Source organism: Sphingomonas sp. BL-S-05 (genome assembly GCF_055521695.1).
Genome location: NZ_CM145499.1, coordinates 2,013,726 through 2,040,151, shown reverse-complemented (window position 1 = coordinate 2,040,151; position 26,426 = coordinate 2,013,726). Strand labels below are relative to the sequence as shown.

The following is a 26,426-nucleotide window of genomic DNA, read 5'->3' as shown; positions in this document are numbered from 1 at the left end:
CATGTGCCGACCATGCTAAGCCCGTCCCAAGCCGTCGATCGTGCCCATGCCGCCATGGACCTTGCCAAGCGGCACGGCGCGGATGCCGCCGATGCGATCCTCGTCGCCGATACCGCCTTGTCGGTGTCGGTGCGGCTGGGACAGCGGGAGGATGTCGGCCGGTCGGAGGGCAGCGAACTGGGCCTGCGGGTGTTCGTGGGCAAGCGATCGGCGAGCGTGTCGACGTCCGACCTGTCCGATGCCGGGCTGGATGCGCTGGCCGAGCGGGTGGTAGCGATGGCGCGCGCTGCGCCCGAAGATCGCTGGGCGGGCCTCGCCCCGGCCGAGCGGCTGCTGCACGGCGCGCCGCCATTGCTCGACCTCGACGACGGCGGCGACGTTCCCCCGCAGTTGCTGCGCGAGGCGGCGCTCGCGGTCGAGGATGCGGCGCGGGCGGTGCCGGGCGTCAGCAATTCGGAAGGAGGATCGGCCGGTTACAACCGCGCCGTCGTCGCCTTCGCCACCAGCCATGGCTTTGCGCAGGGCTATGCGGTGACCAGCCACGGCATCTCGGCCAGCGTGCTGGCGGGCGAGGGGGCGGGGATGCAGCGCGATCATGCGCATCATTCGGCGCGGCACCGCGCGATGCTGGAGGATCCGGAAAGCGTCGGTCGGCGCGCGGGCGAGCGCGTCGTCGCGCGGCTGAACCCGGTGGGACTGGCGGGCGGAGCGATGCCGGTGGTATTCGACCCGCGCGTCGGCGGCAGCCTGATCGGACATATCCTCGGCGCGATCTCCGGCCCGTCGATCGCGCGTGGGACCAGCTTCCTGCGCGACTGTCTGGGCCATGCGATCCTGCCGACCAACCTGTCGATCATCGACGATCCCCACCGCCCGCACGGGTTGCGCGCGCGCCCGTTCGATGGCGAGGGGTTGGCGGTATCGCCGATGGCGCTGGTCGATCATGGCGTGCTGGAGACGTGGCTGCTCGACAGCGCATCGGCGCGGCAACTGGGGCTGGAGCCGACCGGCCATGCCTCGCGGGGTCTGAGCGGACCGCCGGGGGTGACGACCGGCAACGTCCATCTGGCGGGCGGGACGGGCACGCGCGCGGCGCTGATCGCCGATATCGAACGCGGCGTGCTGATCACCGAACTGATCGGGCAGGGCGTGAATGGGGTGACCGGCGATTACAGCCGGGGCGCGTCGGGCTTCCTGATCGAACGCGGCGAGGTGACGCGGGCGGTGTCGGGCATCACCATCGCCGGCAATCTGCGCTCGATGCTGGCGTCGCTGACCGCGGCGGGCGATCTGGAGCATCGGCAGGGCGTCAACGTGCCGACGCTCAGGGTCGATGGCATGACGGTGGCGGGTGGCTGACGCCGCGCTGCTCGAACAGGTAACAGCGATCACCGCCGAGGCGGCGGCGCTGGCGCATGCGCGCTGGCATGGCGATTTCGCGACATGGGAGAAGGCGCCCGGCAATCCGGTGTGCGAGGTCGACCTGACCGTCGACCGGCTGCTGCGCGAGCGATTGAGCGCGCTGTTGCCGGAAGCGGGGTGGCTGTCCGAGGAGACGGCGGACGACGCGGTGCGGCTGGCGAAGCGGCAGGTGTGGATCGTCGACCCGATCGACGGGACGCGCGACTATATCCGCCGGCGCGACGGCTGGGCAGTGTCGGTGGCGCTGGTCGAGGATTGCCAGCCGGTGCTGGGGGTGCTCGACGCGCCGGTGCGGCAGCAGCGCTGGACGGCTTCGGCCGGTGGTGGTGCGTGGCTGAACGGGCAGCGGCTGGCGGTCAGCGACCGGATCGACTTTGCCGGCAGCCGGACGCCGGTCGATGCGCTGCCCAAGGCGGATCGCGACCTGCTGATGGTCGCCAAGCCCAATTCGATCGCGCTGCGCATGGCGATGGTCGCGGCGGGCGAGGCGGATTTCCTCGCCACGATCCGCTGGGGCAATGAGTGGGACGTGGCGGCGAGCATCCTGCTGGCGCGTGAGGCGGGGGCGACGGTGACCGACGCGATCGGCCGCAAGCTGCGCTTCAACCAGCCGCGCCCGCAGTTCTTCGGGGTGATGGCGGCGGCGCCGGGGATCCACGCGGCGGCGGTGGAACGGCTGCGCGACCGGGCGATCGTGGCGCTGGGGAAGCGGTAGATGTTTCGGCGGCTGCGCGAGATGTTCGACCGGGCTGTTGCACCTATACCGAAACCTGACCTGTCGGCTCTGGCCGGCGTGGGTAAAGGCCCCGATCGGGCTTGGCAGTTATTGAACCTGTGGTGGCAGGCGACCGGTAGCGAGGTATCGACCGGTGCTCATTCCCCAGCGGGAGTTGCTGCGCTGGCGGCGCGCTACGACGTGACATTGCCCGCCGACTTTCAAGCTTACCTGTCGCAGGGCTGCCCCGTCGCGGAAGGCGGGATGGATCGTGAGATGGGGACGTGGTGGCCGCTGGAACGTATCCGCAACCTGCCGGACGAAGAAGGCTGCGGACGCGATCCCGAACTTCCAAGCGAAGGGGCAAGATATCTGCTGTTCGCCGACTTTTTAATTTGGTCCAGTGCGTGGGCAATCTGCTGCGAACCCGGCTCATGCTACGGTCGGGTCGTGCGGGTGAGCGATACGATTAGGGTAGTGGCGGATAGCTTCACCGATTTTGTCGAACGCTATACCGACGACTGGAAGTCGATCGGCTGACCCCGGATCAGCCGTCATTCATCGGCGTTGTGCCAGCACCATGGCGATGCAGGCGGCAATCCCTGAACGGACGCGGATCGGTGCGATGGGGGTAACCATCGTGCTGCATGTGCTGCTCGGCTGGGCGTTGATCGTCGGGCTGGGCGTCGATGTGCCGCGGGCGGCGCAAAGCGCGCTGGCGACGTTCGACATCCTGCCGACCCCGCCGGATCCGCCACCTCCGCCGCCGGTGCCGCAGGTGGTGCGGCAGGGACGGCCCGAGGGGCGGGCGGCTCCGCCCAATATCCGATCGAAGGCGACCGAGATCGTCGCGACGCCGCCGGTCGTGCCGCTGCAGGTGCCGCCGCCGGTGGTGACTGCGCCGGTCGCGGGGCCGGGGAGCGATGCTTCGTCGGGCGCGACCGATCGGGTCGGACCGGGGACCGGCGCGGGCGGGGTCGGCAATGGCCTTGGCAGTGGCGGCGCGGGGGATGGCGATGGCGGCGGCGGTGGGGACACGCCGCCCGAGCAGATCGGCGGTTCGTTGCAGGGCGCACGCCTGCCGGCCGAACTGGCGGAGGACGGGTTCGTCGGGACGGTCGAGGTCGACTATGTCGTCGAACCCAATGGCCGCGCGACCGATTGCCGCATCCGCCGGTCGAGCGGCAACCGCGCGATCGACATCGCGACCTGCCGTCAGATCGAGCGGGCGTTCCGGTTCCGGCCGTCGCGGGATGCACAGGGACGGGCGGTGCCGTCGGTCATGGTGCAGCGGCATGATTGGGATGTGGAGCGCTATTGAAATTACACGGCTTTTCCGCCAAAGTTCACTAAGTTCACACTTGTGGCGTGTTCGTGCGCGTGTTGCTCGTTTGCGTTGCTGAACCGTGATTGCCGACAGTAGGAAAGAGCCGGACCGAGCATAGCGGCGATACCAGCTTGTAGGACAGCCGAAACGAGCGGCCCCATCGATCGAAGGGATACTAAGGACGGCGATGGGGCGCGATCGGACTGGCCGTGTGTCACCTCGACTCTGACCGGAGGTGGCGGTCATTACCCGTCGAAGTAGAAGCGGGACCCCGGATCAAGTCCAAACCTCTGCGAAAGTCCCGATCGCTGACCTGCTTGCGTACCCCCGCGCAGGCGGGGGTCCAGGGACCCCAGTCGCAGGCGTCTGCTCTCCTTGGCTCTGGACCCCCGCCTGCGCGGGGGGACGGCGAGTGTGCGGAGGACCGCGCAAAGTTTCGCGTAGGTCTTGATCAAGTTCGGGGCGACACTAGGATGATTCGTCCACACCATATCCCCCATCTAGTGTCGGGGATCCGCTGACAAGAGTTCTGATATTATCAGTGATTCGGTCGCGTTGCCATTGAACAGCGAGGGCTGATGAACATTCCCGATTTTATAAAGACCGCGACTCCCGATATCGCAGCCGCTGTCCGCCTGTATTCACCTGAAGAAGGAGGGCGGTCGGAACCGATCTTACCTGGCTTTCGATGCCTTTGCATGGCCTCGCAATTCCGACCCTTAGTGGGTTACGACGTCTATCCCCTGCTCATGCAGCCGTTGGCGCCAGGCGAAACCCGGCAAATAGGCTTTTCGCTGCTTTCGCCGGACGATGCGATACCGGCGTTCACTGCTGCGGGTCGTTTCTATTTGTGGGACGGCCGGTTCATTGGCGAGGCGCTGCTGCGATAGCGCTCCACCCGACCCTATTCCTCACACTGATATTTGATCTGCAGATACCGCTCCCGCGTCGCGAGACTGTCGAGGTCCCCCTGCGCCAGATGCTGGGTCATCGCCGCGATCTCCGTGTCGATGATCTTCAAGCCGTCAACCAGTTGCTGGTCGGGCGTGCGGCCGTTGCGTTCGACGCGGCGTAGCGGTTCGGGGACGCGGTTGTAGCCGCGGATGAGTTCGGGGAGTTGTTCGCCGAGCAGCTTGCGGACTTCGGACGCGGCCGGTTCGTCGTCGGGAAGGGTGGCGAGTTGCGCCGAGAGCGTGTCGAGCTTGATGCCGATGGCGTCCGCCAAGCTGACGGCAGGGGCGGGCAAAGCGGGGCGCTGCGTCGCCAGCCAGCGTTCGGTCTGCGACGGCAGCGACTTGATCGGGGCCTGTACCAGTTGTTCGATTGCGACCGGGCGGGTGACCGGCAAGGCGGCGAAGAACAGTGTCGCGGCGATCAGCAGCGTCACGACCAGCAGCGCGCCAGCGACGCCGAGCGGGACGAACCAGCCCAGCACCAGCGCCGCGATGAGGATCGCGCCATCGGCCAGCGCAATGCGGCCGAGACGCCGCAGGACCTCCGCCTCGCGCCGGCGCCGGGCGCGCGGCGCGACCTGCCCATGGCGCTCGCGCGCGCGTTCCAGCGTCAGGCTGGCGCGTTCCAGTACCTCGTCGCTGCGCGACATGGGCCTACATCGCCTCCAGCTTGAAGGTTTCGCCCTGACCCGAGGCATTTTGCGACGCGCCCTCGGCGCGGGCGATGTAACCCTTCGACTTCTCGACCTCGTTGCCGAGCGTGTTGATGGTGGTCTTCATCGAATCGAGCGCCTTGAGCTTGAACGTGTCGATCGCGTCCATCGTGTCATAGACGTTCTGGAACGCGCGTTGCAGCACTTCGACGGGGATGGTCGAGGCGGCGGCCTGTTCGTGGATCGTCGCGGTCTGCGAGCGGAGCAGCTTGCCCGTCGATTCGATGATGTTGGCGGTGGTCGTGTTGAGCGCGGTGATCTGTTCGAGGACCAGCTTCTGGTTGGTCAGCGCCTGTGCGACCGTCACCGCGGTGCGCAGCGCGCCGACGGTGGTGGTGCTGGCGCGGTCGACGCCCTTCACCAGTTCGACATTGTTCTTCTTGACCAGATCGAGCGCGAGATAGCCCTGTACCGTCACCGCCATCTGCGTCAGCAGGTCCTGGCTGCGCTGACGGACATAGAAGAGCGCGGTTTCGCGGATCGCCTTGGCCTTGGCCGGATCGGAGTGATCCAGTTCGTTGGCCTTGTCCTCCAGCTTCGCGTCCATCTCGCGCGAGAGATAGATCATCTGTTCGAGCCGGCCCATCGCGGTCCACAGGTTCGCGCGTTCGGTATCGATGGCGGCATTGTCCATCAACAACTCGTCCTTGCCCGATTGCAGGCGCTTCAGGATCGAGGCGATATGGCTCTGCGCGGATTTATAGCCGTCGAAATAGTCGCGGACCTTGCTGCCGAACGGGATCATGCCGAACAGTTTCTTGGGTTCGAGCAGATTGCCCTGCCGGCCGGGATCAAGATCCTCGATCGTGCGGCGCAGTTGGGCGAGGTCGGCACCGACGCCCGATTCCTGATCCATCGCCCGGACCGGGCGGTCGAGGAAGCGGTTCGACTGGCCGGCGGCTTCGCGGATTTCGCGGGCGCCGAGGTTGCTGATCGCATCGACGCGCTTGCCGAATTCGGGCGAGTTCACGTCCTGCGCGACCAGTTGCTCGATGAAGTCGTCGACGCGGGTCTGGAGTTCGGTCTTCTTGACGTCGTCGACCGGGACCAGCCCGGCCGCCTTTGCCGCCGGTACGGTCGGCACCGGATCGGGCGGGGTCAGCACCAGCGCGGGTTCGTCGGTCGTCTGCGTCGCCATAATTCCTCCACGTCGTCCGCCGGTTGATGCCATGCGGAGGCGGTATCGTTCAACTGTGCTATTTATGTAATACACGTTGGGGGTGCAAGTGTGGGCGTCGCGAGTAGATGAAGGTGGTTCGCGCAGAGGCGCAGAGGCGCAGAGAGGGTGTACGAGAGGCGATGGCGCGCGATCGGGAGACGTTCAGATCGGCGAAACGGGAATCAGGCCGCTGGCGCGGGTGACGTTCGCGCCGGTCGCAACGCTCCGCGCCTCTGCGCCTCTGCGCGAAAATTCCCTTTCTTCCGTCCATATGCCGCGACGCAACAAAGGGGGGACTTCCGGTTTGGCGCGAAATACGCTAAGCGCGCGGCCAATTGCACTCCCGCAGTATCCAGGAAACACCATGAGCCTTCGCAACGTGGCGATCATCGCCCACGTCGATCACGGCAAAACCACGCTCGTCGATCAGTTGTTCCGTCAGTCCGGCACGTTCCGCGACAATCAGCGCGTCGAAGAACGCGCGATGGACTCGAACGACCTCGAAAAGGAACGCGGGATCACGATTCTCGCCAAGCCGACCTCGGTCGAATGGGTGCCGCCGGCGGGTGGCGAACCGGTGCGGATCAACATCGTCGACACGCCCGGCCACGCCGATTTCGGCGGCGAGGTGGAACGCATCCTGTCGATGGTCGACGGCGTCGTGCTGCTGGTCGATTCGTCGGAAGGCGCGATGCCGCAGACGAAGTTCGTGACCGGCAAGGCGCTGGCGCTGGGCCTGAAGCCGATCGTCGTGGTCAACAAGGTCGACCGCAGCGACGCGCGTATTCAGGAAGTGCTGGACGAAGTGTTCGACCTGTTCGTGTCGCTGGACGCGAACGACGAACAGCTCGATTTCCCGGTGCTCTATGCGTCGGGCCGCAACGGCTATGCCTCGACCGACATGGACGCGCGCGAAGGCACGCTGCAGCCGATGTTCGAGACGATCGTTTCGCACGTCCCGCCGCCCGCGCTCGACGTCGATGCGCCGTTCACCTTCCTGGTGACGCTGCTCGACCGCGACAACTTCCTCGGCCGCATCCTGACCGGGCGCGTCAATTCGGGCACGGTGAAGCTGAACCAGCCGATCCACGCGCTCGACAATGACGGCAATGTGATCGAAACCGGCCGCGCGTCGAAGATCATGGCGTTCCGCGGCCTCGACCGCGTGCCGGTCGACGAAGCCAAGGCGGGCGACATCATCAGCCTTGCCGGCCTGACCGTCGCCACCGTCGCCAACACCATCGCCGACACCTCGGTCAGCGTGCCGCTCAAGGCGCAGCCGATCGATCCGCCGACGCTGTCGATGCGCTTTGCCGTGAACGATTCGCCGATGGCGGGGCGTGAGGGGACCAAGGTCACCAGCCGCATGATCCGTGACCGCCTGATGCGCGAAGCGGAGTCGAACGTGGCGGTGAAGGTCACCGAAGCCGATGACCGCGACAGCTTCGAAGTCGCGGGCCGCGGCGAATTGCAGCTGGGCGTGCTGATCGAAACGATGCGCCGCGAGGGGTTCGAGCTGGGCATTTCGCGTCCGCGCGTGCTGTTCGGCACCGACGAGCAGGGCAACAAGACCGAGCCGTATGAAACCGTCGTGATCGACGTGGACGAGGAATTCTCGGGCACGGTCGTCGACAAGATGAACCAGCGCAAGGCCGAGATGACCGACATGCGTCCGTCGGGCGGTGGCAAGACGCGCATCACCTTCTCGGCACCGTCGCGCGGCCTGATCGGCTATCACGGTGAATTCCTGTCGGACACGCGCGGCACCGGCATCATGAACCGGCTGTTCGAGAAATACGGTCCGCACAAGGGCCAGATCGAAGGCCGCAAGAACGGCGTGCTGATCTCGAACGGCGCCGGCGAAGCGCAGGGCTATGCGCTGGGTCCGCTCGAAGAGCGCGGCATCCTGTTCGTCGGCCATGGCGAAGCGCTGTATGAAGGCATGATCATCGGCGAGAACGCCAAGACGGACGACCTTGAGGTCAATCCGATGAAGGCGAAGCAGCTGACCAACTTCCGCGCATCGGGCGGCAAGGACGATGCGATCCGCCTGACCCCGCCGAAGAAGATGACGCTGGAACAGGCAATCGCCTACATCGACGATGACGAGATGGTCGAGGTGACGCCGAAGAACATCCGTCTGCGCAAGCGCCATCTGGACCCGCACGAGCGGAAGAAGGCGAGCCGGGCGAAGGCTGCGGCTTAAGCCGCGCCGGGCCGACCAAGGCTCGCCCGGCCGGCCTTGCCCGAGGCAAGGACCGACGACGTGGCTTCGCCACGTCGGGCCACCAAGGATGAAAACGGCCCCGGAAGCGATTCCGGGGCCGTTCGCTATCGCGGAAAGAACGCCGCCATCGGCCGCGCTGCACCGGGCGTGCCGGCAATGACGGCATCGGTCAGCGCCAAACCCCAACTGCTATAGGCGAACAATTCGGCCAGCAGGAACATGGCGGCGAAGAACCCCCATCCCCAGAACCACGCGGGATGGACGTGGCCGATCCGCCGGCGGTCGGCGATCATGCCGATGACCGGAAAGATCGACGGCGCGACCAGCGCGGCGATCCACCACGCCCAGGGGATCAGGAACGGCATCGGCAGCAGGCGCCCGAAGCCCGGCCCGGTGATCGCCGCCATTGCGCAGAACATCAGCCGGCGGTGCCAGTCGGTGCGTCGGCGCAGTGTAATGCCCATGCCGGCCAGCGCGGCGAAGGTCAGGACCCCGACGATATTGCCGATCAGGAAGGCGTTCACGTCGAACACCGGCGGCCCGCCATGGTCGCGCGCGGACGTGACGGTGACCGTGATCGCCAGCGCGACCATGACCGGCAGCCAGACCAGCGCCAGCCAGCCGAACCGGCGGTGCCAGCGTAGCGCCTGTCCGGCGACCAGTGCGTTCTGCGTGATGTACAGGGCGATCCAGCCCATGAAAATGACCGCATGGACATGGTAGATGGCCGGCAGCCCGAACGAGGAACGTCCGGCGAGGAGGCTGGTGGAGAAACCGGCAATCAGCACGAATGCCATTGCCAGCGCCGACAACAGAAAGAAACGATGTTCGTCTGTTCTTGTCCGCGATGCGCGCGCTACAGTCGCCATGAGTCATCCCCCCGATGAACTAAGCGGAGCGATCTTAGCACGGACTTTTCCGGGGAGCGAGGTGACTTGCGGGATCGCCGGCCTGCGACCGATTGGCATTCGGCGAACGTGTCCGGCGTTGGTCGAAACCATCTTCGTCTTGTCACCCCGGATCGGGTCCGGGGTGACGATCGGTGTGACCAACCGTGGAAGGTCGATTACCCCGTAATCAGAAGAACAGAGTGCCGACCATCGCGCCGAGGACGACGATCGCAGGCGTCACCCAGCCGCCCTTGCACCGCCACGCCATGAACAGGGCAACGGCGAAGAGGCCCGACCCGATCGCGACCGCGCCGACACGTCCTGCCGTCGCCAGCGCCAGTTGCACGAAGGTCGCGGCGATGATCCCGACCACCGCCGCCGCGATTCCGGTCAGCGCGTGACGCAGCGACGGTGCATCGACGATCCCCTCCAGCCGTTCGAAAAAGAGGAGCGAGAAGGCGAAGGCAGGCAGGAACATGCCGAGCGTGATCGCCAGTGCGCCGGCCAGCCCCCCGGCGACGAAGCCGACAAAGGTCGCGAAGATCACCAGCGGCGCGGGGAGAACATTGGCGAAGGCGACCCCGTCGAGGAACGCGGCGTCGCCGATCCAGCCGCGCCCGACGGTATCGGCCCGGACATAGGGGATGGCGGTATAGGCCCCGCCGAAGGTCAGCAGTCCGCCCTTCAACCCCGCTACGAACAACGCGAAAATCGTCAGTGGCTGCGCGACCGATCCGGCCGGGGCGGGGGCGGCGATGTGCAGCGCGCCGATCGCGCCGACGACGCCGGCCACCGCGATCGCCGCTGCCAGTACCGGCCGGGCCTTCGCCGCATAGACGCCGCCGCCGACCAGCAGCGGAATCCAGAACGGCACGCCGGCCAGCGTCGCGGCGGCGGCGGCGACCGCGATCAGCCCCAGCAACCGGTCCTCGACCACATGCTGCCCGATCCGCACCACCGCGCGCAGGATCACGGCGAGGATCGCGACCTGAACGCCGAGCAGCACGCTACCCAGCCCGGCGCTGCCCTGCACGACGCTCACATACAGCCACCCGACCAGCAGCATCAGGCAGAAGCCGGGCAGCATGAAGCCGAGCCCGGCAAGCAGCCCGCCGATCCGCCCGCGCGCCAGCACGCCGAAATGGACGCAGAGTTCGTGCGCCTCCGGTCCGGGCAGAACCTGCAACACCGCGAGCAGCCGGTTGAACCGCCGCTTGTCGATCCAGCCTTCCTCCTCGACCAGTGTCTGCCGCAGCATCGCGATCTGCGCGACTGGCCCGCCGAATGCGAGGCAGCCGAAGCGCAGGAATTTGAGGAACAGTGCGATCAACCCGATGGCGGGCGGACGCGCCGACGCGGTGACTTCCATGAACGAACGCTCCCAAGACCGCGCGAACGCGGCCGGTGGAGCGGAACTTGGACGAACCGTCTGAACGGGCGTCCGCATTGGCCCGTCCCGCTATTCTTCACACCGCCGCAGACCTGTCAATCATGGTCAGGTCCGCCGCGTCGTCGCGGTGAACGCGTCGACGATCGCCTGCCGCATCGGCTTGGCGCGATAGTCGCTGGCATAGGGCAGCGGGCGCTTGGGCAGGCCGTCGCGGCGGGTGCCGAATTCGCTCGACTGCAGCCAGCTATATTTGTCGACCAGTCCCCAGGTCAGTACCTCGTTCATCTGCGGATAGCTCATCAACAGGTCGAGATAGGCGCGGACCAGCAGCGCGGAATCGGCGTCGCGCTGATCGATCGATCCTTCGCGCTGGGTGTCGTTGACGTCGAGTTCGGTGACTTTCAACTTATAGCCCATCGCCACGACCTGATCGAGGAAAGGCTTCATGTTGTTGACGTTATAGTCGGCGATCGAACGCGCGCTGTCGGGCGAATAGAAGCCGAGATGCGACTGTATGCCGAGCGTATCGACCGGCACGCCGCGATCCTTGAACCCTTTCAACAGGTTCAGCACGCCCTGCCGGTGGTTGGGCATGCCGGCGTCCATATAGTCGTTATAGACCAGTTCGGCGGTCGGCAGTTCCTGCCGCGCGGTAATGAAGGCAAGGTCGAGCAACGTGGTGTCGTTGCCGACCGCAGTGGCGAGCGCGTTGGTGCGCAACGCGCCGGTGCCGGGCACGATCGCTTCGTTGACGACGTCCCAGCTCTGGATACGGCCGGCGAAGCGGCGGGTAACGGTCTGGATATGCTCGCGGACCAGGCGGCTTGCCTCCGCCTTGGGATCGCTACCGAAGTCGTAGTTGCGCAGCCAGCCGGGGAAGCGCTCTTGCAGATACCAGAGCAGCGTGTGGCCACGGACCGGGATGCCCGCGCTTTGCGCGGAGGCGAGCATCGCGTCGATGCGGGTGAAGTCGTAGGTCGTCGAACTGGGCCGGATCGCTTCCCACTTCAACTCGTTTTCGGGAACGAGGATGTTGCAATCCTGTCGAAGCAACGTCGCATAGTCCGGATTGGTGAAGGATGCCGCGTCGGTCCCGGTGCTGAAGGCGAAGGCGGAGCCGAACCGCATGTTGCGGGAGGCGGCAACCGTGGCGATGCCGGTGGTCGGGCTGGGCGAAGGGGTCGGCGTAGGCGTAGGCGTGGGTGTCGGAGTGGGAGTCGGTGTCGGTGTCGGCGCGGGGGTCACGGACCCGCCGGAACCGCTCGATCCGCCACAGGCCGAAACCGCTGCGCCAAGGGCAAGCACCATCGCGCCACGCCGGGTGGTCGTCGCCATCATCATCCTCCCAAAACTGCCGGTTTTCTCCGGTCTGCAGCGATGGTAGCGCAAACATGCCGATTTGCAACCGGATGCTTTGGTGGCCAAATTTCGGGCGGCGCACCCCCTCGCACCGGGGCACGGGCGCTGCTATCTCCGCCCCATGCCTCATCTCTATCTCGTCGACGGCTCCGGCTATATCTTTCGCGCCTATCACCGGCTGCCGCCGCTGACGAACCAGCATGGGGAGCCGGTCGGGGCGGTCTATGGCTATACGACGATGTTGTGGCGGCTGGCCGACGCGCTGCATAAGGCCGACGGGCCGACGCATATGGCGGTGATCCTCGACAAATCGTCGAAGACGTTCCGCAACGACCTGTACGACCAGTATAAGGCGCATCGGCCGCCGCCGCCCGAGGATCTGGTCCCGCAGTTCCCGATGATCCGCGATGCGACGCGCGCCTTCTCGATCCCGTGCATCGAGGAAGAGGGGCTGGAGGCCGACGACATCATCGCCTGTTATACGCAGGCGGCGCTGGCGCAGGGCTGGGCGGTGACGATCGTCAGTTCCGACAAGGACCTGATGCAGCTGATGACCGATCCGTCGGTCGACATGCTCGACACGATGAACAACCGCACGCTCGGCCCCGATCATGTGCGCGAGAAGTTCGGCGTCGGGCCCGAGCAGCTGGGCGACGTGCTGGCGCTGATGGGCGACAGCGTCGACAATGTGCCGGGCGTGCCGGGGGTAGGACCGAAGACCGCCGCGAAGCTGATCGCCGAACATGGCGACCTCGAAGCCGTGCTCGCCGCCGCGCCGGACATGAAAAAGGGCAAGCTGCGCGACAATCTGATCGAACATGCCGAGAATGCGCGGCTGTCGAAGGTGCTGGTGACGCTGAAATGCGATGGCGGGCTGCCCGAACCGCTCGATGCGCTGGCGATGCAGGGGATACCGGAGGCGCCGCTGCGCGCGTTCCTCGAACATCATGGCTTCCGCACGCTGCTGACCAAGCTGTCGAGCGTTGCCGACGAACCGGTCGCGCCAGCGGCGGCGCCGGTCGCCGAAGAGGACGAGCCGTCGTGCGACCATGATTCGTACGAAACGGTGGTGACGCAGGAGGCGCTCGACCGCTGGGTACAGGTGGCGCGGCATCAGGGCTGGGTCGCGATCGATACCGAGACGACGGGACTGGACGCGACGCGCGCCGAACTGGTCGGGATCAGCATGGCGCTGCACCCGAACCTCGCCTGCTATGTGCCGATCGGCCATGGCGGGACCGACATGTTTGCCGAGCGCCCCGAGCAATTGACGCGCGAGGCGGTGCTGGCGACGTTGAAGCCGCTGTTCGAGGACCCGAGCGTCCTGAAGATCGGGCATAATCTGAAGTACGACATGATCGTCCTGTCGCGCGCGGGCGTCGATGTCGCGCCCTATGACGACACGATCGTGATGAGCTTCGACCTCGACGCGGGGCTGCACGGGCACGGCATGGACGAGCTGGCGGCGACGCACCTCCAGCATAGCTGCATCGCGTACAAGGATGTGGTGGGGACGGGGAAGAAGCAGGTCGGCTTCGGCGAGATCGATCTGAAGACCGCGACCCGCTATGCCGCCGAGGATGCCGATGTGACGCTGCGGCTGTGGCGGCGGTTCAAGCCGCGCCTGCCGTACGAACAGGCGACCAAGGTGTACGAAATGGTCGACCGGCCGCTGGTCCGCGTCATCGCCGATATGGAGATTGCGGGGATCAAGGTCGACGCGCAGGTGCTGGCGCGGCTGTCCGACGATTTCTCGACCCGGATCGCCGCGCTCGAAGGCGAAATCCATGAACTGGCCGGGGTGAAGTTCACCATCGGCAGCCCGAAACAGCTGGGCGACGTGCTGTTCGTGACGCTGGGCATCAAGGGCGGGCGCAAGGGCAAGTCGGGCGTCTATTCGACCGACGTCAACGAACTGGAGCGGATCGCCGCCGACAAGGATTCGCCGGGCGCGACGATCGCGGCGAAGGTGCTCGACTGGCGCCAGCTCACCAAGCTCAAGAACACCTATACCGATGCGTTGCAGGCGCAGATCAACCCGGCGACCGGGCGGGTGCATACGTCGTACAGCCTGACCGGCGCGCAGACCGGGCGGCTGTCGTCGACCGATCCCAATCTGCAGAACATCCCGATCCGCACCGAAGTCGGGCGGCAGATCCGCGATGCGTTCGTGGCGGAGCCGGGCAATGTCATCCTGGCGGCCGATTATTCGCAGATCGAATTGCGGCTGGCGGCGCATATCGCCGACGTGCCGCAGTTGCGCGACGCGTTCGAGCGCGGCGACGACATTCACAGCATCACCGCGCAGGAGCTGTTCGGCGAGGTCAACCGCGACACGCGCGGGCGGGCCAAGACGATCAACTTCGCGATCCTCTACGGCATCAGTCGCTGGGGGCTGGCCGGGCGGCTGGACGTGAGCGCGGAGGAAGCGCAGGCGATGATCGATCGCTATTTCGACCGCTTCCCCGGCATCAACCGCTATATCGCCGAGACGACGCAGAGTGTCAGGACGACGGGCTTCACCACGACGCTGTTCGGGCGCAAGACGCATTTCCCGCGCATCAAGTCGAAGGTGCAGCACGAACGCCAGGGCGCGGAGCGCGCCGCGATCAACGCCCCGATCCAGGGGACGAGCGCCGACATCATCAAGCGCGCGATGGCGCGGATGGGGCCGGCGCTGGCCGAGGCGGGCCTGCACGAGGTGCGGATGCTGTTGCAGGTGCATGACGAATTGGTGTTCGAACTGCCCGAGGGGCTGGTCGAGGCGGCGACGCCGGTGATCCGGCGGGTGATGGAGACGGCGGCCGAACCGGTGGTGCAGCTGACGGTGCCGCTGGGGGTGGAGATCGGGACCGGGCCGAGCTGGGGCGCGGCGCATTGATGCTGGCGCTGGCATTGGTCCTGCAAACGGCGCCGACGGTAGCGGCGGTCGATCAAATGGCGCCAGCGGAAGCGGGGGCGGCGGTCTTGGCCGGCAAGACACACGAACCGATCGCGGCCGTCGTCAAGGTTGAACCGGGGCATATAGCACCACCGGGATTTGTCGACCGCGACCTGATCGAACAACCGGTGCGGAACGGTAGCGGTTGCGCCCGGCATCGGTGGCGGGCCAGTTTTCGTTCGCCGACGCTCGAGCGGCGAGGGCCGTTCGTCCTTAATACCGTCTACGCCATGACGGAGGTCGCGCTGACCGCGACGTCGGCATGCCCGACGACGGACTATGTTCATCTGAACCCCGGCATAGACCAGATGACGGGGTTGGCGGCACTGGCTCAATTCGAACGGGTCCGAACCGGCCGCGTCCGGGTGGCGTTCGATTGCCGGGACGATACCGGCGATGCAGGGTTCTGTCGGTCGCGGGCGACCATCCTCCGGGAACTTGCCGGTCGCAGGGCATGGATCATGTCGCGAACGGGCGATGGGTTCGCCGTTTCGCTGCAAGGCCAGACGCCAGCCATCGTCATATTACAGGTCCATCCGCGGACGCCGGGTCGCGCCAGCGTGTCGAAAGCATTTCCGCCGCCGTTCTGACACGAAGCAACCGGTCCAACCGTTGCCCGCAAGCCGCACCCCGCGCCCAAAGCGCAACAGGGGGCTATGGGGAGCCGCCGCCCTCGCGTATGACGCCGCGATGACCCAACACCCGCGCGTCGCGTGACCGACGCGCCGACCCAGCCCGCCGACGATATCGCCGCACTCGCCAAGGGCGGGCGGACGAACGTGTTCGGGTTCGTCCTGCGGCTGGTTGCGCGGTTGCCGTTCCTGTTCATCGCCGGCCGCATCTATGGTCCCGAGATCGTGGGGCGGTTCGCGCTGGCGGTGCTGGTGGTCGAACTGGCGGCGCTGGTCGCGACCTTGGGGCTGAAGCGGGGCCTTGCGCAGGCGCTGTCGTCGACCGACCGGCCGCATGCCCATGTCGTGTGGGACGCGCTGGCAGTGGCGTTCATCCTGTCGGTCGCGGCGAGCGCCGTGCTGTTCGTGTTTCCGCAGATCATGTATCCGAACAGTCGGGTGATCGGGTTCGAGCGGCTGCTGCCGCTGATCGTGTTCGCCATCGCATGGTCCGACGTCAGTCTGGCGGCGCTCGCCTATCGGCTGAACGTCAAGGCAGCGGTGACAGCACGGGCGGTGATCGAACCGTGGACGATCTCGATCGCGGCATGGGCGCTCAGCTATTATTCGACGCGCGACGGACTGATCATGAGCTATGTGCTGTCGATGGCGGCGGCGCTGGTCGCATCGATCGTGCCGTTCATCCGCAGCTATGGCCTGCCCTATGGCTGGTCGCCGCATCTGCGGCCGATGCTGGCGCTGGTGAAGCGCAACATGCCGCTGGCCGGCGCCGACGCGATCGAATGGGGCACGCGCAACGTCGACCGCTTCATCCTGGGGCTGTTGTTCGGGCCGGCGATCGTCGGCATCTACTACATGGCGCAACAGGTCGCGTCGCTGCCGCAGAAGCTGAAGACCAGCTTCGATCCGGTGCTGGGGCCGGTCATCACCCAAAGCCTGGCCGCCGGGGACAAGCCGGCGGTCGCGCGACAGGTGCGGCAGGTCGGCTTCTGGATCATCACCGCGCAGGCGGCGCTGGCACTGGCCGGCAGCATCCCGGCCTCGGGCGTGATGGGCGTGGTCGGGCGCGAGTTCGTCAGCGGGGCGGGGGCGCTGTCGTTCCTGCTGGTCGCCGAGGTGCTGGCGGCGAAGGGTGCGGTGTCGGAAGCGGCGCTGGTCTATATCGCGCGGCACCGCAATCTCATGATCTCGCTGGGGCTGCTGACGTTTCAGGTACTGCTCAGTTTCGCGCTGGTCGCGTTGATGCGCGCGCTGGGGCTGCCCCAAAACTATGCGGCGGTCGGGCCGGCGATGGCGCTGGCGACGACGGTCGGGTTGGGGTCGATCATCAAGTCGGGGCTTTTGTCGAAGCTGCTGGGCGTCAGCGTCCGCGATTTCCGGCCGGCGTTCATATGGGCAGTGATGGCGGCGGCGGTGGCCGGGTCGCTGATCATGCGCCTGCCCAAACGCTACGAATGGGCGGAATTGCTGTTCGGGATTCCGATCATGCTCGGCATCTATTTCGCGGTGCTGTGGCGCTGGGCGTTCCGGCCCGAGGACAAGGCGCTGTTCCACAAGAGCGCGGCGGCGAGCGAAGCGCAGATCCCGACCGATCGGTACAAGGTTTAAAGAGTATCTCGCTGCGACCGTCCGTCACTCCGGACGTGATCGAGACCTAAGCGACCGTCCATTGTCTGCGTCCCTGCGTGTTCGTACCCCACGGAGGCCGGGGTCCAAAGCCAAGCAAAACAACGGACTGCGCATCTGACCCTGGGTCCCCGCCTTCGCGGGGACACGGTGCAGCGGGCGTCCGCACAGACCCGGATTCGATCCCGGTGGACGGAGGGGGCCTTACCGGAACGGCGGTTCGTTGAACGCGCGCAGCTTGCGGCTGTGCAGGCCGGCGCCTTCGATCCGCAACTGCTCGCACGCTTCGATGCCGATGCGCATATGTTCGTTGATCGCGCGTTCGTAGAAGCGGTTGGCCTGTCCGGGCAGCTTCAGTTCGCCATGGAGCGGCTTGTCCGACACGCACAGCAAGGTGCCATAGGGCACGCGGAACCGATAGCCCTGCGCGGCGATCGTCGCCGATTCCATGTCGATCCCGACTGCCCGGCTGAGCGAGAAGCGCAGTGCCGAACGGCTGAAGCGCAATTCCCAGTTACGGTCGTCGGTGGTGACGATGGTGCCGGTGCGCAGGCGCTTCTTCAGTTCGTCGCCCGACTGGCCCGACACGATCTCCGCCGCGCGGGCCATCGCGACCTGGACTTCGGCGATCGCCGGTACCGGAATTTCGGGCGGCAGCACGTCGTCCAGCACATGGTCGTCGCGTAGATAGGCATGCGCCAGCACATAGTCGCCGATCCGCTGGCTGGGGCGCAGGCCGCCGCAATGGCCGATCATCAGCCACGCCTCGGGCCGCATGACGGCGAGGTGGTCGCAGATCGTCTTGGCGTTGGATGGGCCGACACCGATATTGACGAGGGTGATGCCGGTGCCGTCCGCCGCGACAAGGTGATAGGCGGGCATCTGGTGCCGCCGCCACGCGCTGTCGCTGACCATGCGTTCGGCATCGTCATCGGCAGTGGCCAGCACGCCGCCGGCGCCGGACAGCGCGGTATAGCGGCTGGGCGTGCCGTCGGCGGCGGGCTTCAACTGCTCGCCGGCCCAGCGGACGAATTCATCGACATAGCGGTGATAGTTGGTGAACAGCACATAGCGCTGAATATGTTCGGGCGGGGTGCCGGTATAATGCCGCAGCCGGGCGAGCGAGAAGTCGGTGCGCAAGCCGTCGAACAGGGCCAGCGGGCGGCTGTCGTCCTGCGCGTTCCACAGGCCGTCGGCGATCTCGTCGCCGATATGCGCCAGTTCGGTCGCCGGGAAGAAACGCGCCAGTTCGGATGCCGACACCGCGTCGAGGCTGAGCGCATGACCGGCGTCGAGGACATAGGGGAAGGGGATTTCCTGCCGCCCGGCCACCGCTTCGACCGTGACGTCATGGTTGGCGATCAGCAGGTCGAGCTGTTCGGTCAGATAGGCGGCGAACATCGCCGGCTTGGTAACGCTGATCCGGTATTCGCCCGGCGTGGTCAGCCGGCCATAGGCGCGCGAGGGCATCGGTCGATCGCTGCCGCCGCGATAGGTCAGGCGGATTTCGGGATAGGCGAAGGAGCCGTCGACCCGTGCCGAGGACGACGGGCGGGTGCCGTCGGTCAGGTAACGGTCGAGCGCCGCGCGCAGCCGTGCCACGGAAGCGGTATAGAGCCGATCGAGTTCGGCGACGATATCGGAAGCCTGCGTCATCGACCATGGCTAGGGCGATCGGGCGCGGCAGGTCAAGACCCGGCACGCCGCAGGCGCACCGGGTCGGGGCGATCAGGTCGCCGAGGGCGTGACCTTCGGCGCGTCGCCCTTGGCATCCGCCTCGCGCTTCTTTTCGATCAGCTTCGATGCACCGAAGGCGGCACCGGCGATGGCAGCGGCGGCACCGGCGACGATCGCGGCGGTGGCGGCCGGATGGGCCTTCACCGTCTCGGCAGTCGACTTGGCGGTTTCGGCCACCGCCTCGCGCGTCTTGCCGGCCGCGTCGACCACCGCGTCGCGCGATTTGGCGGCGGCGTCACTCACGCTTTCCTTGGCCGACGCATAGGTGGCCGACGCTTTCTCGGCGAAGCTGCCCGAGGTGTCGGCGACGTCGTTGACGGCTTGCTTGGTGGTCGTCGTGGTGGTCATGACGGTGCCCTTTCGCGTTCGATATGGCTGCGTAACCACTGGTCAACCCGGCAGGGCGCGGCCGGTTCCGACGTGGACGTATCGAAACCGGCCGATCGCGTCAGATCGAGGCGAGCAGGTTTTCGGCCGAGCTGACCTTGAATTCGCCCGGTGCCTCGACGTGCAGCGCCTCGACCACGCCGTCATTGACCAGCATCGCATAGCGCTTCGACCGGATGCCCATGCCATAGGCGGAGCTGTCCATGTCGAGTCCGGTCGCCTTGGCGAAGTCGGCATTGCCGTCGGCCAGCATCGTCACCTTGCCGCCCGCGTCGCCGGCCTTGGCCCAGGCGTCGAGCACGAACGCGTCGTTGACCGCGGTGCAGGCGATTTCGTCGACGCCCTTGTCACGGAATGCCTGTGCCTGTTCGACGAAACCCGGCAGATGCTTGGCCGAGCAGGTCGGCGTGAAGGCGCCGGGTACCGAGAACAGCGCGACGCGGCGGCCGGCGAAGAAGTCGCCGGTCGACACCTGATCGGGGCCGTCGGGCGTGACCTTGACCAGCTTGGCATCGGGCAGGCGGTCACCGATCTTGATCGTCATCATCTTCTCCGGGAAAAATTTCGGCACGCAACGCTGCGTACCGGCGGAGCGTGGGAGCGGTCTCGACCGTTTTCAAGCATGGCGTCCGGATCATCGGGCGATTAGCGTCGGACGACCATGGACCAGACCCGATTCCTGACCGGACAGATATTGCTGGCGATGCCCGGTATCGGCGACCGCCGATTCGACCATGCGGTCATCGCGATGTGCAGCCATGACGCCGATGGCGCGATGGGCGTCGGCATCGGCGACACGATCGAGGGACTATCGCTGCACGCGCTGCTGGCGCAGCTCGAGATCGAGCCGGGGGCGGCGCCCGACGTGCCGATCCATCAGGGCGGTCCGGTCGAGACGCGGCGCGGTTTCGTGCTGCACGATGCCGGATGGGGCGGGCAGGACACGATCGACGTCGCGGGCAAATGGGCGCTGTCGGGATCGGTCGACGTGCTGCGCGCGATCGCGGGCGGGACCGGGCCCGAACGATTCCTGGTCGCGCTCGGCTATGCCGGTTGGGAGGGCGGGCAACTCGATGCCGAGATGTCGCGCCATGGCTGGATGAACGTCGACGGCGATGCCGGACTGTTGTTCGACGTGCCGACCGCGCAGCGCTGGCGCAGCGGGTACGACCGGGCGGGCATCGACACGCGGTTGTTGTCGCCGGGCGCCGGCACCGCCTGACAAGGCTTTGTTAGGGGGCGGGCGGTTAGATTCCCGGCCATGTCGATATCGTCCGCCCTGTGGGAAGCCGTGAAGCCGACGCTGTGCGTGACCGGCTTCGGCTTTTCGATGATGACGGCGGTCGAATTGCTGACGCCGCGCGAACGCCATTCGCTGCGCGGGCGGCTGCCGGGCCTGTTGTTCTGGGCGATCTGGCTGGTGATCAGCGGCATCGCCTATGCCGGGTTCCGCGTCCTGTGGAGCACGATCGGCATTCCGCCACTGTTGACGCTGCCGACCGGGGCGGGGTGGGGCGGGCCGGTTTCCTACGTCGTGGCGCCGGTCGTCGGGGCGGCGATTTACGACTTCTTCTTCTATTGGTGTCACCGGGCGCAGCATCGCTGGCTGTGGCGCTATCACGCCGTGCATCATTCGATCCGCGAATTGTCGGTGGTCAACGCCTATCACCATCCGATCGAACCCTTTGTTCAGATCCTGCTGATCGCGATCCCGACCAGCCTGATCGCGTCCGAAGCGGGGCCAGTGGTGCCGACGATGCTGGTGCTGCTGCATCTGCAGGGCGCGTTCCTCCATTCGCCGAGCCACTGGCATCTGGGGCCATTGTCGCGCGTCGTCGTCGACAATCGCTTCCACCGCATCCATCATTCGGTCGAACCCAAACATTTCGACCGCAATTTCGGGGCGTTCACGACCATCTGGGACCGGATGTTCGGCACGGCATGGTGGCCCGAGCGTGACGAATGGCCGGCGACCGGCATCGCCGAGGTCGATCAGCCGCGCACGCTGCACCAGTGGATCACCCTGCCGGTGGCCTATGACCGTGCCGTCGCCGAGCCACCGCCTGCCACCGTCACGAAAGAGATATAAAGAAATCTTTATATTCGCATTTGCGTTTCGCCCGACGGGTGGGTAGAGGCGCAGTCATCCGCCATGGGCGCGCCCATGGCCCAAGCTCCAGGAGTATCCATGGCCACCGCCATCGCCGACAAGCAGACCGATTACGTCATTCGCGACATCGCCCTTGCCGATTTCGGTCGGAAGGAAATCGAGATCGCCGAAACCGAAATGCCGGGCCTGATGGCGCTGCGCGAAGAGTTCGGTGCGTCGCAGCCGCTGAAGGGCGCGCGGATCACCGGGTCGCTGCACATGACGATCCAGACCGCGGTGCTGATCGAGACGCTGGTGGCACTCGGCGCCGACGTCCGCTGGGCGACCTGCAACATCTTCTCGACGCAGGACCATGCCGCCGCCGCGATCGCGGCCAAGGGCATTCCGGTGTTTGCGATCAAGGGCGAGAGCCTTGCCGACTATTGGGACTATGTCGGCGACATCTTCAACTGGGGCGACCAGACCGCCAACATCATCCTCGACGATGGCGGCGACGCCACGATGTTCGCGCTGTGGGGCGCGAAGCTTGAAGCCGGCGCGACGCTGGGCGAGCCGGAGAATGAAGAGGAAGTCGAGTTCCAGCGCGCGCTGAAGGCGTTCGTCGCCAAGCGTCCGGGCTATCTGACCGAGACGGTCAAGAACCTGAAGGGCGTGTCGGAAGAGACGACCACCGGCGTCCACCGCCTGTACGAGATCGCGAAGAAGGGCGAGCTGCCTTTCCCGGCGATCAACGTCAACGACTCGGTCACCAAGTCGAAGTTCGACAATCTCTACGGCTGCAAGGAATCGCTGGTCGACGCGATCCGTCGCGCCACCGACGTAATGCTGGCCGGCAAGGTCGCCTGCGTCGCGGGCTTCGGTGACGTCGGCAAGGGCAGCGCCCAGTCGCTCCGCAACGGCGGCGCGCGCGTCATGGTCACCGAAATCGACCCGATCTGCGCGCTGCAGGCGGCGATGGAAGGGTTCGAGGTCGTCACGATGGACGAAGCCGTCGAACGCGCCGACATCTTCTGCACCGCGACCGGCAATGCCGACGTCATCACCGCCGAGCATATGGCGAAGATGAAGCCGATGAGCATCGTCTGCAACATCGGCCACTTCGACAGCGAGATCCAGATTTCGGCACTGTCGAACTATGAGTGGGACGAAGTGAAGCCGGGCACCGACCTGGTGAAGTTCCCCGACGGCAAGCAGATCATCGTGCTCGCCAAGGGCCGCTTGGTGAACCTCGGCTGCGCCACCGGCCACCCGTCGTTCGTGATGTCGTCGTCCTTCACCAACCAGGTGCTGGCGCAGATCGAACTGTGGACCAAGGGCGAGAACTACAAGAACGAAGTCTATGTCTTGCCCAAGCACCTCGACGAAAAGGTCGCGGCGCTGCACCTCGAAAAGCTGGGCGTGAAGCTCAGCAAGCTGACCGAGAAGCAGGCCAGCTATATCGGCGTGCCGGTCGAAGGGCCGTTCAAGCCGGATCACTATCGCTACTGATCCTACGCGATCTTCGATAGGAAAGGGCGGGCATCCGGCTGGATGTCCGCCCTTTTTGTTGCTGGTACGTGGCGGCGTGTTGCTATCCTACAACACGCAGGCGCAAACATGCGCGGCGTGGAGCCTGAAGCGCGCCAAATAGTTGATGCGGACAGGGAAAGCGTATCGAGAAAGAATACGCATGAACTGGCAAAAGGGGTCCGAACCATGATTCAACCGATATCGCGCTGGCGGCTTGGGGCTGCGCGCGGCGTGTTCGCCATTACTGCCTTGCTCGCCGCCGCGTCGGCTTCGGCGCAGGACGTGGCCCCGGTCGCTAGCGACGAGCAGAGTACGGTCGATACCAGCGACGAAATCGTCGTCACCGGCTCGCGTATCGCCCGCCCCGAACTGGAGGTCGCCAACCCGATCGTCTCGGTCAACGCTGCCGCGATCGAAGCGACCGGCCTGAACAACATCACCGACGTACTGATCCGCAATCCGGCACTGACCGGTTCGGTCGGCGGTGCGAGATCGGGTGGGGCCAGCCCGACGCCACTGAACGGCACGGGCGCCAATTTCCTGAACCTGCGGAATTTGGGCACGGATCGCACGCTCGTCCTAGTCAACGGTCGTCGTCACGTTGCCGGCGTACCCAACACTGCGGCGGTCGATACCAACTCGATTCCGCAGGACCTGATCGAAAAGGTCGACGTGCTCACCGGTGGCGCTTCCGCGATTTATGGTGCCGACGGCGTGTCCGGCGTCGTGAACTTCGTATTGCGCCGCGATTTCGAAGGGGTTTCGGCGCGCCTGCAGGGCGGCATTTCCGACGACGGCGACGCGGGCAACCAACTCGCGTCGATCGTCGCGGGCAAGAATTTCGCCAATGGGCGCGGCAACGTCACCGCCGCCTATGAATACAGCAATACCGAACGGTTGAGCAGCTTCTCCCGGCCATTTTCGGGCGACCCCAGCCGCTATCGCGAATTGTGGCAGAACATCAACGACTTCCGGCGCGGCGCCGATGGTAATCCGTTCGATGACCCCAATATTCCCGACCGGATCGTCTATACCAACCTCGGCTGGGCTGACAGCGCACCCGATGGCGCGGTCGACCTGAACCTTGATGGCGTTCCCGACTTTACCGGCAGCGGCCTCGTCTATGACGGCGGCACCTTCCTGCCGGGATCGAGCGGTCGTGCGCAGGGTGGATCGTCCAATACCCCAACGGCGGGCTATTTCGGTGATCTGTATCCCGCGATCGAACGCCACTCGGCCAATCTGCTCACCAGCTTCGAGTTTTCGGACAAGGTGCGCTTCTTTGCCGAGGGCAAGTTCGTTCGGACACGCGCCTATTCGGTGGGGCAGCCGAGCTTCGACTTCTTTACCTACCTCAACGGCGACAACGCCTTCCTGGCCGATCGCTTCGGTACCGGTGCGGCACCGGACGGGGCATATATTTCTCGCGACAATTTCGACTTCGGCATTCGCGGCGAAAGGGTACGGCGCGACACGTGGCGCGGCGTGGTCGGGTTCGATGGCGAGATCGCTGAAAACACCCGCTACGAAATCTCCTACGTCTATGGCCGTACGAATGCCCGCTCGACCCAGACGGCGAACCTGATCGGGGATCGCTATGCCGCTGCGATCGACGCAGTCCGCGCGCCGGACGGTTCGATCGTCTGCCGTTCGACGCTCGACGCGACCGCGCTCGATCAGCCGGCAACGACCTTCACGCCGGGGGCCGGCAGTGCGTGCCGTCCGCTCAACCTGCTCGGCAACGGGGTTGCGTCGCAGGCGGCACTCGATTTCGTACTCGCCAACAACGTCAACCGGGCGGCGGTCGACCAGCATGTCGTTTCGGGATCGATCTCCGGCGATAGCCGCGCGATCTTCGAACTGCCGGGCGGACCGATCGGGTTCGCCTTCGGTGGCGAATATCGGCGCGAAGGCAGCCGGTCGGATCCCGATGCGCTGATCGTGAATGGCGAATTGCGCGACTTCGCGGCACTCCCGCCCAGCGCCGGCAGCTTCGACGTCAAGGAAGTGTTCGGCGAATTCAACGTGCCGCTGCTGGCCGATATGCCGTTCGCGGAATTGCTGTCGTTCAGCGCCGCCGCGCGCCTCTCCGATTATTCGACGGTCGGGGCGACCCGAACGTGGAAGTTCGACGGTATCTACGCGCCGATCCCGGACATCCGGTTCCGCGGTTCCTATTCGCAGGCAGTCCGGGCGCCGAACATCGGCGAATTGTTCCTGCCGACGACGGGCACGTTCGGGTTCGTCACCGATCCGTGCGACATCGCCAACCGGAACCAGGGGACGCAGTTCCGTGCGGCGAATTGCCAGACGCTATTGAGCGGACTTGGTCTCAGCGCTGCTCAGATCGCCAGCTTCAGCCCGTCGCAGGTGCCCTCGGCCACGACGTCGCGGCGCGGAACGGAAGGGGGCAATCGCAACCTGACCGAGGAAACGGCAACCACCTGGACGGCGGGCGTGGTGCTGCGGCCGCGCTTCATCCCCGGCCTGACGATCACCGCCGACTGGTATGACATCCGCATTCGCGATGCCATCAACACGCCGACGCCGACCGAACTGGCACAACTTTGCGTCGATCAGCCGACGATCGACAACCAGTTCTGCGCCAACGTCTTCCGGTCGACGACCACCGGCTATGTCCTTGGCGACGGCGATGATCCGCAGCGGCGGATCGGCTTCAACGTCGGCCCGGCCAATGTCGCCGCGTTCCGCACGTCGGGCGCCGATTTCGGGGTCAACTACACCTTCCAGCCGGGCAGCCTCGGCCGCTTCGATATCAGCGTGAATGCGGGGTATCTCGACAATATCTCGTTCGTGCCGACCGTGGGGGCAGACGTCGATATCGACACGCTCGAAACCTATAATCCGCGCTGGCGCGGTTCGAGCAATGTCACCTGGACCATCGATGCCCTGTCGTTGAACTACGGTCTCGTCTATTTCAGCAAGACGCGACGGTTCACGACCGAGGAACTGGCGAACAACCCGGACCTTTCCGACCCGCGCTATTTCTTCTTCCCCGAACTGTTCCAGCACGACATTCGTGCCGAGGTCCGCGTCAACGACAGCTTCCGCTTCTATGGCGGTGTCAACAATCTGTTCGAACAGACGCCGAGCCTGGGTTCGCTGAATTATCCGATTTCGGGGGTCGGCCGCTTCATCTACGCCGGCGCCAGCTTCCGTATGTGATTGCACGCCGCCGACGTTTCGTTTCGGCGATTATGGGCGGCACCATGTGGTGTCGCCCCTTTTTTATGCGGCTGCGAAGGACTAGGCAGGGGCGGTGTTCACGCTTGCCTGTCTGCCGCCGCCCGTTGGAGATCGCCCGTGAT

21 protein-coding genes are annotated in these 26,426 nt (G+C 65.9%); 13 read left to right on the top strand and 8 right to left on the bottom strand.

Annotation, left to right across the window (positions count from 1 at the left end):
• Positions 1-12 precede the first annotated feature (12 nt).
• The 5 genes from ACZ1JS_RS09490 to ACZ1JS_RS09470 all read left to right on the top strand — a co-directional run bounded on the left by ACZ1JS_RS09490 (position 13) and on the right by ACZ1JS_RS09470 (position 4,354).
• On the top strand, positions 13-1,359 hold the full coding sequence (locus ACZ1JS_RS09490; protein WP_465168668.1) for a TldD/PmbA family protein: 1,347 nt from the start codon (positions 13-15) through the stop codon (positions 1,357-1,359).
• Positions 1,352-2,137, top strand: a complete 786-nt coding sequence (locus tag ACZ1JS_RS09485) for a 3'(2'),5'-bisphosphate nucleotidase CysQ (protein WP_465165861.1) — start codon at positions 1,352-1,354, stop codon at positions 2,135-2,137. Before ACZ1JS_RS09490 ends, ACZ1JS_RS09485 begins: the two co-directional genes overlap by 8 nt.
• Positions 2,138-2,677: an SMI1/KNR4 family protein gene (locus ACZ1JS_RS09480; RefSeq protein ID WP_465165860.1), complete on the top strand. Its 540-nt coding sequence runs from the start codon at positions 2,138-2,140 to the stop codon at positions 2,675-2,677.
• Between the two features lie 46 nt (positions 2,678-2,723).
• Positions 2,724-3,458: an energy transducer TonB gene (locus ACZ1JS_RS09475; protein WP_465165859.1), complete on the top strand. Its 735-nt coding sequence runs from the start codon at positions 2,724-2,726 to the stop codon at positions 3,456-3,458.
• Between the two features lie 584 nt (positions 3,459-4,042).
• Positions 4,043-4,354 carry a hypothetical protein gene (locus ACZ1JS_RS09470; protein WP_465165858.1) on the top strand — a complete coding sequence of 104 codons (312 nt, stop codon included), beginning with the start codon at positions 4,043-4,045 and terminating at the stop codon, positions 4,352-4,354.
• A gap of 14 nt (positions 4,355-4,368) precedes the next feature.
• Here the strand turns inward: ACZ1JS_RS09470 and ACZ1JS_RS09465 are convergent, their stop codons facing one another.
• Positions 4,369-5,067, bottom strand: coding sequence for a hypothetical protein (locus ACZ1JS_RS09465; protein WP_465165857.1), 699 nt, complete (start codon positions 5,065-5,067; stop codon positions 4,369-4,371).
• 4 nt (positions 5,068-5,071) lie between these two features.
• On the bottom strand, positions 5,072-6,268 hold the full coding sequence (locus ACZ1JS_RS09460; protein WP_465165856.1) for a toxic anion resistance protein: 1,197 nt from the start codon (positions 6,266-6,268) through the stop codon (positions 5,072-5,074).
• Positions 6,269-6,653: 385 nt separating this feature from the next.
• Here ACZ1JS_RS09460 and typA point away from each other — a divergent pair, with 385 nt between their 5' ends.
• The gene (gene typA / locus ACZ1JS_RS09455) at positions 6,654-8,495 is read left to right on the top strand and encodes a translational GTPase TypA (RefSeq protein WP_465165855.1); all 1,842 of its coding nucleotides are present in this window, start codon (positions 6,654-6,656) and stop codon (positions 8,493-8,495) included.
• 125 nt (positions 8,496-8,620) lie between these two features.
• Here the strand turns inward: typA and ACZ1JS_RS09450 are convergent, their stop codons facing one another.
• The 3 genes from ACZ1JS_RS09450 to ACZ1JS_RS09440 form a co-directional block, all read right to left on the bottom strand.
• Positions 8,621-9,313, bottom strand: coding sequence for a hypothetical protein (locus ACZ1JS_RS09450; protein WP_465165854.1), 693 nt, complete (start codon positions 9,311-9,313; stop codon positions 8,621-8,623).
• Positions 9,314-9,593: 280 nt separating this feature from the next.
• Positions 9,594-10,775: a chromate efflux transporter gene (chrA, locus tag ACZ1JS_RS09445; RefSeq protein ID WP_465165853.1), complete on the bottom strand. Its 1,182-nt coding sequence runs from the start codon at positions 10,773-10,775 to the stop codon at positions 9,594-9,596.
• Between the two features lie 126 nt (positions 10,776-10,901).
• On the bottom strand, positions 10,902-12,131 hold the full coding sequence (locus ACZ1JS_RS09440; protein WP_465165852.1) for an endo-1,4-beta-xylanase: 1,230 nt from the start codon (positions 12,129-12,131) through the stop codon (positions 10,902-10,904).
• A gap of 145 nt (positions 12,132-12,276) precedes the next feature.
• On the opposite strand from ACZ1JS_RS09440, the gene polA reads away from it, so the two are divergent.
• From polA to ACZ1JS_RS09425, 3 genes are all read left to right on the top strand, one after another.
• Positions 12,277-15,036 carry a DNA polymerase I gene (gene polA, locus ACZ1JS_RS09435; RefSeq protein ID WP_465165851.1) on the top strand — a complete coding sequence of 920 codons (2,760 nt, stop codon included), beginning with the start codon at positions 12,277-12,279 and terminating at the stop codon, positions 15,034-15,036.
• A 290-nt stretch (positions 15,037-15,326) separates the two neighbouring features.
• The gene (locus tag ACZ1JS_RS09430) at positions 15,327-15,686 is read left to right on the top strand and encodes a hypothetical protein (RefSeq protein ID WP_465165850.1); all 360 of its coding nucleotides are present in this window, start codon (positions 15,327-15,329) and stop codon (positions 15,684-15,686) included.
• Positions 15,687-15,809: 123 nt separating this feature from the next.
• Positions 15,810-17,336 carry a lipopolysaccharide biosynthesis protein gene (locus ACZ1JS_RS09425; protein WP_465165849.1) on the top strand — a complete coding sequence of 509 codons (1,527 nt, stop codon included), beginning with the start codon at positions 15,810-15,812 and terminating at the stop codon, positions 17,334-17,336.
• A gap of 222 nt (positions 17,337-17,558) precedes the next feature.
• On the opposite strand, the gene ACZ1JS_RS09420 is transcribed toward ACZ1JS_RS09425, so the two are convergent.
• From ACZ1JS_RS09420 to ACZ1JS_RS09410, 3 genes are all read right to left on the bottom strand, one after another.
• Positions 17,559-19,010 carry an AMP nucleosidase gene (locus ACZ1JS_RS09420; RefSeq protein ID WP_465165848.1) on the bottom strand — a complete coding sequence of 484 codons (1,452 nt, stop codon included), beginning with the start codon at positions 19,008-19,010 and terminating at the stop codon, positions 17,559-17,561.
• 72 nt (positions 19,011-19,082) lie between these two features.
• A complete protein-coding gene (locus tag ACZ1JS_RS09415) occupies positions 19,083-19,439 on the bottom strand; it encodes a hypothetical protein (protein WP_465165847.1) in 357 nt (118 codons plus the stop codon).
• A 100-nt stretch (positions 19,440-19,539) separates the two neighbouring features.
• Entirely contained in the window at positions 19,540-20,022 is a 483-nt protein-coding gene (locus ACZ1JS_RS09410) for a redoxin family protein (RefSeq protein ID WP_465168667.1), read from the bottom strand.
• Between the two features lie 117 nt (positions 20,023-20,139).
• On the opposite strand from ACZ1JS_RS09410, the gene ACZ1JS_RS09405 reads away from it, so the two are divergent.
• From ACZ1JS_RS09405 to ACZ1JS_RS09390, 4 genes are all read left to right on the top strand, one after another.
• Positions 20,140-20,700 (top strand): YqgE/AlgH family protein, encoded by a 561-nt coding sequence (locus ACZ1JS_RS09405; RefSeq protein ID WP_465165846.1) that lies wholly within the window; start codon positions 20,140-20,142, stop codon positions 20,698-20,700.
• Between the two features lie 39 nt (positions 20,701-20,739).
• Positions 20,740-21,567 carry a sterol desaturase family protein gene (locus tag ACZ1JS_RS09400; protein ID WP_465165845.1) on the top strand — a complete coding sequence of 276 codons (828 nt, stop codon included), beginning with the start codon at positions 20,740-20,742 and terminating at the stop codon, positions 21,565-21,567.
• A gap of 99 nt (positions 21,568-21,666) precedes the next feature.
• On the top strand, positions 21,667-23,076 hold the full coding sequence (gene ahcY / locus ACZ1JS_RS09395; RefSeq protein ID WP_465165844.1) for an adenosylhomocysteinase: 1,410 nt from the start codon (positions 21,667-21,669) through the stop codon (positions 23,074-23,076).
• A 207-nt stretch (positions 23,077-23,283) separates the two neighbouring features.
• Positions 23,284-26,283, top strand: coding sequence for a TonB-dependent receptor domain-containing protein (locus ACZ1JS_RS09390; protein WP_465165843.1), 3,000 nt, complete (start codon positions 23,284-23,286; stop codon positions 26,281-26,283).
• Positions 26,284-26,426: the final 143 nt, after the last annotated feature.